The sequence below is a fragment of the Paenibacillus sp. J5C2022 genome (genome assembly GCF_025567625.1).
GTDB lineage: Bacteria > Bacillota > Bacilli > Paenibacillales > Paenibacillaceae > Pristimantibacillus.
This window is the reverse complement of record NZ_JAOQJC010000038.1, coordinates 1-15,531: the sequence shown is the minus strand read 5'-3', so window position 1 is coordinate 15,531 and position 15,531 is coordinate 1. Positions and strand designations below refer to the sequence as shown.

13 protein-coding genes are annotated in these 15,531 nt (G+C 53.6%); all 13 read left to right on the top strand.

The features are described 5' to 3' along the window. Positions 1 to 36: 36 nt before the first annotated feature. The 13 genes from M6D81_RS24290 (at position 37) to M6D81_RS24230 (ending at position 14,741) form a co-directional block, all read left to right on the top strand. A complete protein-coding gene (locus M6D81_RS24290) occupies positions 37 to 1,605 on the top strand; it encodes a right-handed parallel beta-helix repeat-containing protein (protein WP_262679760.1) in 1,569 nt (522 codons plus the stop codon). A gap of 27 nt (positions 1,606 to 1,632) precedes the next feature. Further along, a complete protein-coding gene (locus M6D81_RS24285; protein ID WP_262679759.1) occupies positions 1,633 to 3,975 on the top strand; it encodes a helix-turn-helix domain-containing protein in 2,343 nt (780 codons plus the stop codon). Further along, positions 3,950 to 4,126 carry a hypothetical protein gene (locus M6D81_RS24280; protein ID WP_262679807.1) on the top strand — a complete coding sequence of 59 codons (177 nt, stop codon included), beginning with the start codon at positions 3,950 to 3,952 and terminating at the stop codon, positions 4,124 to 4,126. The genes M6D81_RS24285 and M6D81_RS24280 overlap by 26 nt, the downstream gene beginning before the upstream one ends. Beyond that, a complete protein-coding gene (locus M6D81_RS24275) occupies positions 4,123 to 5,031 on the top strand; it encodes an ABC transporter permease (protein WP_262679758.1) in 909 nt (302 codons plus the stop codon). Before M6D81_RS24280 ends, M6D81_RS24275 begins: the two co-directional genes overlap by 4 nt. A gap of 8 nt (positions 5,032 to 5,039) precedes the next feature. Continuing rightward, positions 5,040 to 5,927, top strand: a complete 888-nt coding sequence (locus tag M6D81_RS24270; RefSeq protein WP_262679757.1) for a carbohydrate ABC transporter permease — start codon at positions 5,040 to 5,042, stop codon at positions 5,925 to 5,927. 52 nt (positions 5,928 to 5,979) lie between these two features. Then, positions 5,980 to 7,557: an extracellular solute-binding protein gene (locus tag M6D81_RS24265; RefSeq protein ID WP_262679756.1), complete on the top strand. Its 1,578-nt coding sequence runs from the start codon at positions 5,980 to 5,982 to the stop codon at positions 7,555 to 7,557. A gap of 29 nt (positions 7,558 to 7,586) precedes the next feature. After that, entirely contained in the window at positions 7,587 to 8,756 is a 1,170-nt protein-coding gene (locus M6D81_RS24260; protein WP_262679755.1) for a sialidase family protein, read from the top strand. 20 nt (positions 8,757 to 8,776) lie between these two features. Beyond that, positions 8,777 to 9,778: a Gfo/Idh/MocA family oxidoreductase gene (locus M6D81_RS24255; protein ID WP_262679754.1), complete on the top strand. Its 1,002-nt coding sequence runs from the start codon at positions 8,777 to 8,779 to the stop codon at positions 9,776 to 9,778. 27 nt (positions 9,779 to 9,805) lie between these two features. After that, complete coding sequence (locus tag M6D81_RS24250; RefSeq protein ID WP_262679753.1) at positions 9,806 to 10,648, top strand: HpcH/HpaI aldolase family protein; 843 nt, start codon at positions 9,806 to 9,808, stop codon at positions 10,646 to 10,648. Beyond that, positions 10,645 to 11,427 carry an SDR family NAD(P)-dependent oxidoreductase gene (locus tag M6D81_RS24245; RefSeq protein ID WP_262679752.1) on the top strand — a complete coding sequence of 261 codons (783 nt, stop codon included), beginning with the start codon at positions 10,645 to 10,647 and terminating at the stop codon, positions 11,425 to 11,427. The genes M6D81_RS24250 and M6D81_RS24245 overlap by 4 nt, the downstream gene beginning before the upstream one ends. An 82-nt stretch (positions 11,428 to 11,509) precedes the next feature. Then, entirely contained in the window at positions 11,510 to 12,460 is a 951-nt protein-coding gene (locus tag M6D81_RS24240) for an aldo/keto reductase (protein WP_262679751.1), read from the top strand. A 20-nt stretch (positions 12,461 to 12,480) separates the two neighbouring features. Beyond that, entirely contained in the window at positions 12,481 to 13,836 is a 1,356-nt protein-coding gene (locus M6D81_RS24235) for a neutral/alkaline non-lysosomal ceramidase N-terminal domain-containing protein (RefSeq protein WP_262679750.1), read from the top strand. After that, positions 13,833 to 14,741 carry a GNAT family N-acetyltransferase gene (locus M6D81_RS24230; RefSeq protein WP_262679749.1) on the top strand — a complete coding sequence of 303 codons (909 nt, stop codon included), beginning with the start codon at positions 13,833 to 13,835 and terminating at the stop codon, positions 14,739 to 14,741. Before M6D81_RS24235 ends, M6D81_RS24230 begins: the two co-directional genes overlap by 4 nt. Positions 14,742 to 15,531: the final 790 nt, after the last annotated feature.

The following is a 15,531-nucleotide window of genomic DNA, read 5'->3' as shown; positions in this document are numbered from 1 at the left end:
TGGAGATTCACAAATAAATACGAAGGAGAGATCGTTATGCGGAACAAGGAATGGGAGCAGTCAAAGGAAGCGAAGCGGGAAGAGCCGGGACTGGAGGATAATCGCGTCGGTTCGGGAAAAACGATCAGCAGAAGGGCGCTGCTGGCGTCGCTCGGGACGGCAGGTGTAGTGATGGCGGCCTCCGCATTATGGCCGGATCGATCATATGCTGCAACAATCACGGAGGCGGTATCCGGAGAGAGCGGCGAAAGGAAAAAAGACAGCGACCGTGACAAGGTGGACATGAAAAAACGGCTGTCGGCGGCAAGCGAGTGCAGCGTTGAGGATTTTGGCGCCGTCGGCGACGGAGTGACGGACGATACCACAGCTATTCAACTGGCAATCGACAGCGCCGCCGGCAAAACTGTATGTGTGCCCGGGCATTTGACATGCATCGTATCAACGCTGCTGCTCCCGAGCAGCACTCATTTCAAAGTGGATGGGACACTGTTCAAAAAAGCGGGCACTTCCGGAGCCATCATTCGCAACGCGGATCAAACGCAAGGCAATGACCATATTCGAATAACGGTCGGCGGTATGATAGACGGCAACAAAAGCGGGCAAACGCAAGTGGAGAACAAGGTCGGGCTGCTCGATTTCGTCAAGTGCAGCCATATTTCTGTCCAAGCCGCAGGAGTGATCAGAGGCAACTATTTCCCAGTTGCGCTCGCTTCCAATATGACGACGGCTTGCGTGTATGTCAAGAACAGCGAATTCGTAACCCTAAATATAAGCAGGCTTGAAGACTACGGCAGGGAAGCCTTATGGCTGCAAAATTGCAGCGATTCCAACATCGAAGGCTTGAATGCGATCGGTGGGGCGGACAGCTGGTCCGGCTTGCAAATAAGCGGAACGCGCAATATGATCTGCAATGTTCGCGTAATCGACGCCGGCGCTTCCGGGATATCGATTGATTCCACCCACTCTGTCGTATCTGATTGCATAGTCAAGGACAATAAGTATTTCAACGGGTTCAATTTCGGTCATGCCGGCGTCCCGGCGCATTATACGACGGTAGTCAATTGCATCTCGATCAATGCCGGGCACATGACAACGTCGGCCACGAACGTCGCCAACGGCTTCAATATTGTAGCGGGCTCACAGTCTGTCGCGCTGGTCAACTGCCGCGCTATCGGCGCGTACAGGCATGGCTTCAACGTGTCGGACAATGCAGTCGACGCTTCATTGACCGGGTGCGTGGCCATAGGGTGCGGCGTCTTCGGCTTAACGGCCTGGAATACGAAGCTTCAGGCAACGTCATGCGATTTCCGGGGAAATACGCACAGGTTCAACCAAGGCGGTACGACGGAAGCCTTATTGACCAACGTCCGGCTGGCGGACGATCCGATGACCCAGACGATAAGCGTGGCGGGACTGGGAGCGGGCGGTACCGTTACGGTAGCCAACCTCAATGTAACGGCTGCTAGCAAGCTGACGCTTCAGCCGGTGAATGGAGAAGGGCTCGATGCCGGCGCATTTATCAGCCAAGTAGACAAAGGCAGCTTCGTCATTACGACCCGCTCGAACGGAGCGACCGGTGCAGCGGTAAGAGCGGATATCGGTTAGTAAATCATAACAGAATGGAGCGTCGTTATGCCGCCATTTGCTTATCGCAGCTACAAGAAGGTTGTCGTCGTTTATATCGTCTTTTTCCTCACGATTATCGCAACAATTGCCGCACTTTCCTATTGGAACTCGATTCGTCAGCTGGAGCAATCGCTCAAAGTGTCCAACCTGTCGCTTCTGGAGCAAATGTCCCACAAGCTGGAGCAATCGCTGAAGGACGTCAGTCAATCGACGCTGGAGTTGGCCGAGCTGCCCGCCGTCAAAAACTTCGTCGAAGATCAGTACGAAAGCGAGGAGCAAAGGTACAGTGAATTCGATGCGCTCAGCAACGCCATGAAATCGATGACCTTCGCCAACCCGAATATTTACTCCGTTTACTTATACTCGCTTTCCGAGCGTAAAATGATGACGGATAATACCATTTATAAGGAGGAGGCTTTCTTCGACATGGGATGGCTGGACGAATTTCGCGAACGGGAAGAGTATTCCGTTCTGCTTCCTGCGAGGAGAGTCGAGTTCAGTGAAAATAACGACCAGTCCCGCAATTTCAAGGATATGATTACGCTCGTCCGCACTTATCCGATTCTTAGCGTGCCAGGAACCCGTACGGGAGCCGTTGTCGCCAACATCGACGAAAACTTGCTTTACGAGAGCATGACAGATAACCGTCAGCTGCAATCAGGGACCTTATATGTTCTGAATGCGGAAGGCAAGGTCGTCATACACGGTGACAAAAAGCTGCTGAATCAAAAGCTTCAAGACCCTTATGTTGCGGATATTGTAAGCGGACCAGACGAGGGCGCTATGAAGCAAAATGTAAACGGTTCCAATAGCTTTGTGTTTTATTTGCGCTCGGAGCAGACGGGCTGGACGATCGTCAGAACGATTCCGGTAGACAGTCTGAACGGGCCGTTCGTGACATTGCGCAATATTTTGGCCGCTATCGCTGTTGTGATGGGCATCGTCTCTCTAGTCGTTATTCCCATGCTGGGGCGATGGACGTTAAGGCCAGTCGACAGCTTCATGCAAACGTTCAGAAGTCGGCTCAAGCTGCAGCCGCCCGCATCGGGACGCCGTCCGGACTTCAGCCTTGGCAATCTGGAGCAGGCGTTTCATCAGGTGCTCGACGACCATCAGCAGCTGCAGGAACAGCTCAGGGACAGCAAGCAGGCTGTCAGATGGCGGTATTTGATGGAGATCGTCATGTCACACCGTTACGATTACGAGCAGGAGAAGTCGTATTTCAAAATGCTGGACATCAACTTGTACCCGCGAAATTTTATCGTAATGACGATCGAAATGGAGCCTTCGGACCTCTCTGTGAATCCGAAGGATAAACTGCTGTATCTTTACGGCATCGGCAACATGGCGGAGGAATTGATCAATGCGGAATGCAAAGGCGTTTCCATTCAGCTGTCGCCGGACAGCTGCACCTGCATTTTGAGCTTTGAGGCTGACGATGAACGGGATAATGCGATTACGGCTTACGCTGTAGCGGAGCTGATCAAGGATCAGGTGCCTCAGTATGTCAATCAGACAGTGACGATCGGTGTCGGGAAGCCGTATTCGCGGCTGGACGGCGTTCACAGATCGTATCTCGAGTCGCTTGAGGCGCTGAGCTACAGAATGATTATGGGGAGCGGCACCGTTATCTCGTATGAAGATGTTCGGGAAGCGGAGGGCGACGAAGCGCTCCTGTTCGCGACAGGCGCTGAGAAGGTTATGGATGCCGTGAAAAAAGGCGATATGGAGCAGTTGCGCGAGACGCTGCATGCCGCTTTCCGCAGCAATATTCTTCGGAATTGCTCTCCCGATATGCTGAAGCAAAGCTGCCTGCACATACTGATGAAAGCGGCGGAAGCGGCAGCCGCGGCGGGCATCGAGGCGAAGAGCATTTTCCGTCCAGGCGATCAGCCGATTCAGCAGCTTATGCTGTGCAAGGATGCGGTTGAACTGGAGGGCTGCCTGCTGCGGTTGCTCATGGCGCTAAGCGAACAACTGGCGGACAAAAAAACGGCAAGGACGAAAAACGATTTGATCGAAGTTATCCGGCAATACGTCGACAACCACTTTCAGGAAAGCGAGCTTTCATTGAACTTGCTGGCGGACGAGTTCCGCATCAGCGTGCCTTATTTAAGCAAACTGTTCAAGGAGCATGCAGGCAGCAATTTCGTCAATTATTTATTCCAGCTGCGCATGGGCAAAGCGGAGTCGCTGCTGCGCGAAAGCCGCCTCAGCATCCAGGAAATTGCGGAGGCGGTCGGTTACAACAATGCGTACAGCTTTATCCGCATATTCAAGAAACATAAAGGCGTGACGCCCGGGGAATATCGGAATCAGGTCATTGAAAAGGATAAAAACGGCGCATGAAAAAATGCAGGCCGCTCGATATGAACAAACGACGATGATGCAAATAAATGCGGATAGCCGGAGAGCGGGCAGTTCGCTTACGATTGCAATTGAAATCGAGGAAAGAGGGGAGGCGGACGACGATGAGCAAAGAAAGGGTGATCGGAATTGAGCAGGGCATGGAAGCACATCCGACGTGACCGGTATTTGTATTTGTTCCTGCTGCCGGTTATCGCCTATTATCTGATTTTTAAGTACCTTCCGTTATCGGGGGAGATTATCGCCTTCAAGGATTACAAAATCAACAAAGGCTTCTTGGGCAGCGAATGGGTCGGCTTGAAGTACTATAAGGAGCTGTTCGCAAGCAGTGAATTTTATCTGGTGCTGAAAAACACGCTGCTGCTCAATCTGTACGGGCTCGTCTTCGGGTTCCCGGCGCCGATCGCGCTTGCCTTGCTGCTTAATGAGGTGCGGCACAACCTGTACAAAAGGACGATTCAAAGCATCCTGTACATCCCTCATTTTATTTCATGGGTCATACTGAGCGGGATGGTTATAGCCGTGTTATCGCCGAGTACGGGAATCGTCAATTTTTTGCTGAATCGGGTTTTTGGCATAGAGCCGACTTATTTTATGATAAGCCCGTTTTGGTGGCCCATCGTTTATGTGTTGTCTGGTATTTGGCAGGGGGCTGGCTGGGGGACAATCCTGTACTTGGCGGCCATGTCCAATATTGATCCGCAGTTGTATGAAGCGGCCCGTATAGACGGAGCGAGGAAGCTGCGCCAGATATGGCATATTACGCTTCCGGGCATCCGCAGCATCATCGCGCTTCTGCTGATCCTGAACGTCGGCCATTTCCTCAGCATCGGCTTCGAGCATGTGTACGCCATGCAGAACGATCTCGTGCTGGATGTGGCGGAGGTAATCAGCACCTACGTGTACAAACAGGGGATTCTGTCGATGAATTACAGTTATACTACCGCGCTGGGGCTGTTTCAGTCGCTTGTCGGATTCATTCTGGTTATGACGGTGAACAAAATCGTGAAAGCGCTTGGAGAGCAGGGGATATGGTGAATACCACGATGAAAAGATGGAAGGAGCCGTTGCCGGTCAAGCTTGCCTACGGCATGCTGTACGTTTTTCTCGCCGCGATCGCCGTCACCATGCTGTTTCCGCTGATCAATATTGCCGCAAGCTCGTTAAGCAGCTCAAGGGCGATCGTATCCGGAGAAGTGCTGCTATGGCCGGTTGAATTCAATGTGCGCAGCTATGTGCAAATATTCCGCGAAGGGAGCATGTTTGCCGCTTTTCAGAATTCCGTTATTCTGACGCTGGTCGGGACGGTGTTGAACATTGTGGCGACTTCGCTTGCGGCATATCCGTTATCGAAGAAGCGTCTGCTCTTCCGCTCCCAGGTGCTCATGGCAATCGTATTTACGATGCTGTTCTCCGCCGGACTTATTCCAAGCTTCCTGCTGGTCAAATACCTGGGATTGATGGGGGACTACTGGGCGCTATGGCTTCCCGGCATGATCAGCACCTATAATCTGCTCGTTATGAAGACTTATTTCGAATCGCTGCCTCAGGAACTGGAGGAATCGGCCGCGATTGACGGCGCCAGCGATCCCGTTATTCTGCTCCGGATTATATTGCCGCTGGCGAAGCCGATGCTGGCCGCGATCTCGCTATTCTATGCGGTCGGCTGGTGGAATTCTTACTTTGGCGTGCTTCTCTACATTAACGATCCGGCCAAAGCGACGCTGATGGTCAAGCTGTATTCGATGCTGCTTAATTTGAACGAGCTGCTGCAGGATTCAACGGGGATGAAAGTACTCGATGTGGAAATTTTAACGCCGGAAGCGGTCAAGGCGGCGGCGATCGTCGTATCGACGATGCCGATTCTGCTCGTCTATCCGTTTCTGCAGAAGCACTTCGTGAAAGGCGTACTGATCGGCTCGATAAAGGGCTGAACGAACAGGCACGGGACAAACAATACCATTGAGCAAAGGGGCGTCATCGGATATGAGAAAAAAATGGTTCGCGCTGACAATCGCCATGACATTGGTAGCGATGGCAGCAGCAGGCTGCGGGGACAATGAGACGAAGCAGAAGGAGCAAGTGGCCGCAACGACGGCCGATCCGTACGACAAGCTTCCCAAGGAGCTGACGATCCAGGTATATGAGAGCGGACAGGTGCCAAGCGAGGAAGGCACGTTCATCGAGAATCGCTGGACCAAGTGGATCAATGAAAACTCGCCGGTCAAAGTGAAGTGGGTGTCGATCCCGCTTACGGGAAACGGGGCTCGGACGCAAAAGCTCAATTCCTTGCTGGCGGCAGGCGACGCGCCGGACATCATCTGGGAATGGGGACGCAATTATCCGGCAGAGCTGATCACGCAGGGCGCCATTCAGCCGCTGGACGAATATATCGAGAAATATAGCACGAGCTATAAGGCATTTTTGGAGAGCAATCCGGCGTTGAAATCTTACGTCACCTTCGATGACGGCAGCATGTATGCGGCAACCAGCAACCGAACGCGGCTTAGCTCGCTTGATACCGGATTGTATATCCGCAAGGATTGGCTGGATCAATTGCAATTAAGCATGCCGGAGACGGTGGAGGAGCTGCTGGAGGTTGCCAAAGCCTTCGTTGAACGCGATCCGGACGGCAACGGAAAGAAGGATACGGTCGCTTTTTCGTTTGACAGCCGCAACTTCGGCATGTTCGAGAATTTGTTCCAGGCGAATTCGGGCTACTGGTATTCGGAGGACGGGAAGGCGAAATACGGACCGACGCTGGACCGGTACAAAAACTTTCTGGATACGTTCAAAACGATGTATGAGCAGGGGATGATCGATAAGGAGTTCCCGACGGACAAAACCTTCGAGCGTTCCTTGCAGCTCTGGTCGAGCGGAAAAGCCGGCATGTGGTACGGAGCGTGGAATTCGGTCAAATATAACGAAGTGAAGCAGAACGTGCCTGCGGCGCATATCGTTCCGGTTCCCGCAGTATCGACGGAATTCGGCAAAAACGGCTACGCCCGCACCCCGGAAGGCATCGGCGACAAGATGTTCATGTTCAACAAGACGATGAAAAATCCGAAGGCCGCTGTTGAATTTCTGGACTGGATGCTGGATTCAGGCTGGGAAACGCTCAAATACGGTATTGAGGGCGTGCATTACAAAATCGAGAACGGGCAGAAGGTGCCGATCGATGCGGAGAAAAACAGCAAAGAGCTGAAATATGCGGGCAATTACATTTTGACGAACAACTATCAGCCCACTGTGGAATCGCTGGCGACTCCGAAAAATCCGGACCCGCTTACACAGGAGCGCAATGAATTGCTGGTTCAAGCGTATGACATTTTTACGGCGGAGCCGTTCCGTTCCGACTTCCCGATCCCATCCATCAATCCGGAGCTGGCGAAAATAAAGGCTGACTTCGGCAACGAGCTCGATAAAATACGGTTGAAAGCGGTCGTATCCGGAGACAAATATACTTCGGATATGGCGATGGAGGACATTCGCAAGGCCTGGAGCAAGGCCGGCGGCGATAAGGCCGAGCAGATTATGCAAGACGAGTTCGTCACGAAAAAGTAAGCGGCGGATTATGCAGAAGGAGCTTAACCATGACCAAGCAAAATCAACAATTTGATGTCCGAATGTCTAAGCCAATCGTCGTCGCTCAAGCTTCACCGGAAGTGAAACAATGGGGACATTGGCAATTTCCTTCCATCGAGAGGCTGGCGGACGGCAGACTGCATGTGGAGTTCAGCATCCATAAGGATAGCATCGTATCCTATGGAAAGCCCGTGGGACATGCCGTGTCCGACGATAACGGGCTTACGTGGAGCGTTCCGGAACGGCCGGACGATCTGGAAGGAGGACTTCTGCTTGCCGGCGGGGACAGGCTGAAGCCGCATGCGAAAGTGCCGGAGAAGCTGGCTGAACGGGATATGCAGCTGCCGAAGCCGCTTGGCATTGTAGACAGTTACGGCAACCTGCGCACCATTTACCGCGCTTCGGATATTCCGGATCTTTACAGCGGCCGGTTTTTAAGGCGGAAGAGGAAAGGCGAGAGCCAATGGAAGGTTGAACGAACGAAGGTTCATTTTCCCGAGGAAACCCGGTTTACCGCTGAAGGTGTGCTTCCCTATCCTTCGTTCTGCCGGTTGAAAGCCGCTCCGGACGGCTCCCTCTGGGGACTGGCTTACCCCTATATGCCCGATGAGAGATCGGGCATAATGCGGATGACGCCTGTCTTCTTCCAATCGGACGACGATGGGCACAACTGGCATGTTCAATCGACAATTCCTTATCGGGGTAATTCGGCGGTTGATCCGAAGCAGGACGACCGCGAAGGCTTTTCCGAGCCGGACATCGCTTTCATGCCGGACGGTTCCATCATAGGCCTGCTAAGGACGACGGATGGGCTGGGCCTCGGACCGCTTTACAGTACGCGATCGGCAGACAACGGTCAAACGTGGAGCAGGCCGGCATTATATGAGTCCTTTGGCGTGTGGCCGACTCTGATTGTCTTGAAGAGCGGTTATACGCTGGCGGCTTACGGCAGATTGGGCTTGTATCTGAACGTCTCGAACGATCCCGAAGGCTTGCGGGCCGACCGGAAGCTGGTCATTGTACCTCCGGGGGAGTATCAGAAGGACACGTGCTCCTATTGCGGGCTGCTCGCGATTGATGACCATTCGATTCTGATCGTCTATTCGGATTTCCAGTATCCGAACGGCGATGGCGTTCCATGCAAAACGATTCTTGTCCGCCGGATCACCATCATCTAATGAAACGGAGTGACCGTACCGTGACAGAAGCAATATCTGCGCAAGCATCCGTAGCCTCGGGAAGTCCGCCCGTGAAGCGCGACGCGATTCGGCTTGCGATGCTCGGCATGGTGGAGGGGAACGGGCATCCGTATTCGTGGAGCGCCATATGCAACGGATACGACGCCGAGGAGATGATGCTCTGCCCATACACCAGAATACCAGCCTATCTGGACAAGGAGCCGAAAGAGACGCTGCGGATTGAAGGGGCGGTCGTCACGCATATTTGGACCGACGACCCAGCCGATGCGGTGCGCGTATCGCGGGCATCGCTTATCCCCAATGTCGTCGAACGGCCGGAAGAAGTGATCGGTCATGTCGATGCGGTTGTCGTCGCTACTGACAAAGGACACGAGCATGTCGAGCGCTGCCGTTCTTTCGTAGAGGCGGGAATCCCCGTCTTCGTGGACAAACCGCTTGCCGACAATGAGGCGGATTTGATCACATTCACTGAATGGGTCAAGCAGGGAAAGGCGATTATGTCTTCCAGCAGCATGCGTTACAGCAAGGAGTTCGCGCCTTACCGCTTGTCCGCCAACAACTTGGGCGGGATACGCTTCGCCTCCATTACAACTCCGAAAACATGGGAGCGCTACGGCATTCATGCTCTGGAGAGCGTGTATCCGATTTTTGGAGCAGGCTTCCTCTCTGTTCGGAATACGGGAACGTTCGAACGGAATATCGTCCATTTGAAGCATGCGTACGGAGCCGATATCGTTGCCGTCGCGAGTGCGGATATGTTCGGAAGCTCAGGTTTGCTGCAGCTATGCGGAACGGCCGGCCATGCGTTTGTGCCGTTCCAGGACACCTTTTATTCGTTCAAGGCGCAGCTTCAGGCCTTTGTCGATTATGTGCGGACGGGAGTAAGGCCGTACTCCTTTGACGAAACGATTGAATTGATGAAAATGATCATTGCCGGCATCATTAGCCGCGAACAAAATGGCCGTGAAGTATGGTTGACGGAGATTGCCCCGAATGAGTAAGGAGCTCTGTCACAGGGAGGTAGAGAGATGTCGGGATCGACGTATGCGATGCGGCCCAGCCGGGTGCTGCAGAAGCTTAAAGCGGGTGAGACCGCCTACTGCACGAAGCTGAATTTGGCCGACGCCAGAGCGGCGGAAATTGCGGCGATGAGCGGCTTCGATTGCATTTGGACGGATATGGAGCATGTTCCGAACGACTGGTCCGCCGTCGAGAAGCAGATCCTTGCAGGAAAGGTTTACGGTGTCGATACGATTGTCCGGATATCACGAGGCAGCTATAGCGATTATATACGGCCGCTTGAAATGGACGCGGCAGGCATTATGGTTCCTCACATTATGAGTCTTGCCGATGCAAAGGCGGTTGTCCGGCACACCAAATTTCATCCGTTAGGCCGCAGAGCCGTTGATGGCGGCAATGCAGACGGCGGCTTTTGCACGATCGGGCTTAAGGATTATTTGGAACAGGCGAATGCGGAACGGTTCAACATTTTGCAAATCGAAGACGCGGAGGCTCTTGACGAGCTTGAAGCGATTATCGCCCTTCCGGGGCTCGATATGATCTTCTTCGGTCCCGGAGATTTCAGCCAGTCGATCGGCGCTCCGGGACAGATGGATCATCCGCTGCTGCTGGAGACGCGCGTCAGGATAGCGAAGCTCGCGGGCAAGCACGGCAAATTCGCCGGAACGGTCGGTTCTGCCGGCAATGCCGAAGCGCTCGTCGAGATGGGTTACCGCTTTATTAGCGTTGGTGCGGACGTAGTCGCCTTGTCGCAATACTACCGATGTCTGATCGACGAGCTGCGCAAGCAGGACAGCGGCCGAGTCAAGAGCATTTATTCGGATATAGGAAGCGGGGAGGCTTCGTTATGAATATCATGCAATCGTTCTGTCTGGAGGGGAAGGTCGCACTTGTTACCGGCGGCGCCGGTATGTATGGAAGGCAGATCGCATTGGCGCTGGCGCAAGCCGGGGCTGTGACGAATATGACCTCCCGCGACAACGGGAGGCTGTCCGAGATAGAGGAAGGCTTCGCCCAAGATGGCGCCAAGGTTCGCGCCCATTGTCTGGATCAGGAGCGGGAGTCGTCGATTCTGGAACTGAGGGACAGCATACTGGCCGAGCACGGCCGGATCGATATTCTCGTCAACAACGCCGTCGCCCGTACGATGGGAACATGGGATGACCCGCTGGAGACGTTTGAACGCAGCATGCGGATTAACGCCTCCGGATTGTTCGCGATTACGCGCGCGTTCGGCGACATAATGGCGGAGCAGGGCTCCGGCTCGATCATCAATATTGGCTCCATTCAGGGGATGGTCGGCGCGGACAGCTCGCTGTACAAGGGATTGGGGATGCGTATCCCCAATCCCGATTATTTCTTCCATAAGGGCGGCATGCTCAATTTCACCCGTTACGCGGCAAGCTATTACGGTTCCCGCAACGTTCGCTGCAATTGCCTGAGCCCTGGCGGACTTGCTTCTCACCGCACGCCGGAAAGATTCATTGAACGGTACTGTGAGCGAACGCTGCTGGGCAGAATGGCCGGTGATAGAGATCTGATGGGAAGCGTCGTCTTCCTGGCTTCCGATGCCTCCGCATACGTGACGGGAGCTAACTTGCCCGTCGATGGCGGGTATACGGCGAAGTAACGAAAACGTCGGACAGGATGAAATCGGCATAAGCGAAGAGTTAAGCAGAACCGGGAATGCTTGGCGGAGAGGAGCGGATCTAGTGGCGAATAAGAAGATGGGAATGGTGCCGTCCAGGCTTACACTCGGCACGGTACAGCTCGGCATGCCTTACGGCATTCACAACCGGAATGGGGTGCCTTCGGAGGAAAGCAGCTTCGAACTGCTGCGGGAAGCGTGGGAAGGGGGCGTCGTATCTTTCGATACGGCTTCCGCTTACGGACAGTCGGAGATGCTGTTGGGACGTTTTTTTGAGGGCAAGCGTCCGCTGATCATGACGAAGATTGCTATGCAGCCGGAGCCCGGCGCAACGCCGGACATGATTGAGCGGGATATGCGCGAGAAGATTGAACGCTCCCTTGTGCATTTGCGTTTATCCGTTGTGCCGATTCTGATGCTTCATAATACGGACGTCATGAAGCATTACGGAGATGCGATATCCGGCTCGTTCCGGACGATGGTGCGGGAAGGGCTGGTAGAAAAAGCAGGCATTTCAATCTCGCACAATACGAAGGAAGAGTACGAGACGATGTGGAAGTACTTACAGGACGATAGTTATGATGCAATCCAAATTCCGATGAACATGCTGGACCACCGGCCGCTTCGGAACGGCTGCCTCGACATGTTGAGCAGAGCAGGGAAGACGGTATTCGTTCGAAGTGTATTTCTGCAAGGGCTTATTCATATGAAGGCAGAAGAGCTCCCTGCCGGCCTGCAGGAGGCCCGTGGCCCGCTTGCCGTGCTGCGGGAATTGTCCGAACGGTATACGATCCCTCTGGCTCAAATGGCCGTATCGTTCATACGCGATATGCCCGGCGTGAACAGCCTTATCATTGGCGCCGAAACCCGGGAACAGGTTCGAGAAAATATGGCGTTGATCGGCGGGCCCGCGATACCGGATCGGATGAGGGCGGAAATGATGGAGTTATTCCGCGATGTGCCGGAGAAGGTTATTACGCCTGGTCATTGGAACAGGACAGCTTTCCCATTGTGATGAAAGGGCAGGTGATGAAGATGATACGTTGCGGAATGGTTGAATTGGACATTACGCCGCCGCTTGGCAATACCATTCCCGGTTATTTCTATGTTCGGCAATCGACGGGCATAAGAGATCCTTTGTATGCGAAGGCATTGGTTATGGAGTCCGGCGGAACACAAGTCGCGTTCGTAAGTCTGGATTGTCTGACACTGACACGCTCGGTGGTCATTCGGATAAGAGAGCGAATCCATGCGGAGACAGGCATCTCCCCGTCCAATGTGATGGTCTCGGCGACTCATACGCATACCGGGCCGCCAGTGAAGTCCAACACCATCTTTGAAGCCAACCACGAGTATTTGGACTGGATGGCGGATAAGGCCGCGGATGCCGCCATTATGGCCTATCGCACGCGGAGAGAAGCGCAGGTTGGATTCGCTTCGGGCCATGAGGAGGATATTGCGTTCAATCGCCGTTTCCGGATGAACGACGGGACGGTGAAGACCAATCCGGGGATAGGCAATCCGCAAGTCCATTGCGCCACAGGTCCAATTGATCCAGAAGTGTCGGTTATGCGAATTGATGATACGGCTGGCAATCCGATTGGCGTGGTCACGAACTATGCTTGCCATACGGACGTTGTTGGGGGAACGGAATATAGCGGAGATTATCCAGGTGAGCTGTCCGCTGTAATCAAGAAGGTGCTCGGCGCCGAGGTGGTCAGCTTGTTCATGATGGGAGCAAGCGGCAATATTAATCATATCGATGTTCAGGGCGGTTGTTCAGATGACAACGCCAGTCTCTCCAGGCATTATGAGAAGATGGGCCGCATCCTGGCGGGAGAAGTAGTGAAGGTGAGGGAGAAAATCCGCACTTCGCCTGACAGCGTGAAACTTGAAATTCGCCAGTCATTTTTCCCAATGGAATATCGTGCACCGACCGATAGTGAAGTCAGCGCCGCGCGAACTACGCTGCGCACGGTTTCGCCTCAAGACGTTGAACATGCTTTCGCCAAGGAGCTGTTAGAGGCAGCGGAGATGAAGGATGGAGCAGTGGAAATCGAAATACAGGCAGTCCGGATAGGCGATTATGCCGTCATTGGCTTGCCGGCAGAGCTGTTCGTCGAATTCGGGCTGGAGATTAAAGATAAGTCTCCGTTCCGGATGACTTTCATCAATGAGCTGTGCAACGGGTCCGTAGACGCTTACCTCTGTACCCGTGAAGCTTACCGGCAAGGCGGTTACGAGCCGCGCATAACGTCGAAGAACAGGCTTGTCGAAGAGGCGGGCGAGATAATGGTCAAGCAAAGTTTGGAGCTGCTGCAGCGAATGACAGTGCCCGATCGCATAACAAACGTTCCGACAACGGAAGCGGAACGAGAGGTGGGGAAATGATGGATGCTGCAGAGCTGACTTTTGGCCGATTGCACGTCTGCACATTTGAACAAGCGTTGGAATTGAAAAATAAAGGATTTGAAGGTTATTACACGGATATGACAAGCACGATGGAACAACTGCTGGCGCATTTCGCGGCGAATGCCATCCGGCCTGATCTGTCTGTCGTTGCTTATTGGAATAATCGGCCAGTCGGCTTTGTGTTCATCGCTCTCAAGAAGGTTGGGGAGTTGAAGCTGGCTTGGAACGGCGGAACCGGTGTTTTCCCCGAATATCGGGGAAAAGGGATTGCCAAAGCGATGATGCAGGAGGCACAGCGCATTATTCGGGCGGAGCAAGTTGATCGGGCCATATTGGAGGTGGTTACGATCAATTCACATGCCATTGCCGCTTATGAGCGTGGCGGATTTGCCATTCAAGACCGGTTGATAGGTTTAACGAAGGAGGGACCGCTGCATCATCAGTGGCATGAAGGCGAGCTGCCCGAGGGCATTCGGTTGAAACACGGGAAAGCGATCGAAGCCGGTCTGTTGTCATTTTACCGGGATAAGGCTGCATGGTCGTCCATATGTAACAATATCCCAGACGGTGAAGTTGTGATTGTGCTGGACGCTTCGGGCGAAGCGGCGGGTTATGCCCTGTACCGCCGTCTCTATAACGAGAAAGGTCAGCTGGCGTCAATTGCATTGTATCAATGTGAAGCGGCAGCCGAGCGCCCGGATAAGGACCTATTGATCCGCATTATGCTCCAGGAAGTGTATGGCCCCGGCGATTGTGCGTGTACCCGCCGGACCGTTAATTTGTCCATGGCATGTCCCGCAGTGATTGAGGAGTTGAAGGAAGCCGACTTTACAGTCCAATATGAGCAGTACCTGATGATATATGAGAAAATGAATAGAAGCTGATTACGATGACAGAGCCCGACTGCTTAATGATCCATTGATGCAGGCCGGGCGATAACGAGGTTGAACAATCGTCCCTATGTCTCCATGAGACAAGGGGCGTTTTTTTACATACATAGAAAATATAAGTTTCGGGGTCCCCGCAGAGTACCCCAGTAAGCTTCGAAGCGGAGCCCGAGCTGAATACCCTAGGCAAGTGGATAGACTTGTGCGAGCCATATGAGTGTATGAATCCTACACTGTAGCGCCGAAAAGGGGCGTGCGAGCCGAAATAGTGCATGAATCCTACACTGGAGCGCCGAAAAGGGGCATGCGAGCCGGATTAGTGTATGAATCCTACACTGGAGCGCCGAAAAGGGGCGTTCTGGCCGAAATAGTGTATGAATCCTACACTGTAGCGCCGAAAAGGGGCATGCGAGCCGGATTAGTGTATGAATCCTACACTGTAGCGCCGAAAAGGGGAGTTCTAGCCGAAATAGTGTATGAATCCTACACTGTAGCGCCGAAAAGGGGCATGCGAGCCGGATTAGTGTATGAATCCTACACTGGAGCGCCGAAAGGAGGCGTGCGAGCCGAAATAGTGTATGAATCCTACACTGTAGCGCCGAAAAGGGGCATGCGAGCCGGATTAGTGTATGAATCCTACACTGTAGCGCCGAAAAGGGGCGTGCGAGCCGAAATAGTGTATGAATCCTACACTGGAGCGCCGAAAAGGGGCATGCGAGCCGGATTAGTGTATGAATCCTACACTGGAGCGTCGAAAGGAGGCGTTCTAGCCGAAATAGTGTATGAA

Bases quoted from the DNA above. Each gene is read 5' to 3' on its own strand.
- M6D81_RS24230 (WP_262679749.1), top strand. From the start codon at position 13,833: ATGATGGATGCTGCAGAGCTGACTTTTGGCCGATTGCACGTCTGCACA.
- M6D81_RS24260 (WP_262679755.1), top strand. From the start codon at position 7,587: ATGACCAAGCAAAATCAACAATTTGATGTCCGAATGTCTAAGCCAATC.
- M6D81_RS24285 (WP_262679759.1), top strand. From the start codon at position 1,633: ATGCCGCCATTTGCTTATCGCAGCTACAAGAAGGTTGTCGTCGTTTAT.
- M6D81_RS24245 (WP_262679752.1), top strand. From the start codon at position 10,645: ATGAATATCATGCAATCGTTCTGTCTGGAGGGGAAGGTCGCACTTGTT.
- M6D81_RS24265 (WP_262679756.1), top strand. From the start codon at position 5,980: ATGAGAAAAAAATGGTTCGCGCTGACAATCGCCATGACATTGGTAGCG.
- M6D81_RS24270 (WP_262679757.1), top strand. From the start codon at position 5,040: ATGAAAAGATGGAAGGAGCCGTTGCCGGTCAAGCTTGCCTACGGCATG.
- M6D81_RS24290 (WP_262679760.1), top strand. From the start codon at position 37: ATGCGGAACAAGGAATGGGAGCAGTCAAAGGAAGCGAAGCGGGAAGAG.
- M6D81_RS24250 (WP_262679753.1), top strand. From the start codon at position 9,806: ATGTCGGGATCGACGTATGCGATGCGGCCCAGCCGGGTGCTGCAGAAG.
- M6D81_RS24235 (WP_262679750.1), top strand. From the start codon at position 12,481: ATGATACGTTGCGGAATGGTTGAATTGGACATTACGCCGCCGCTTGGC.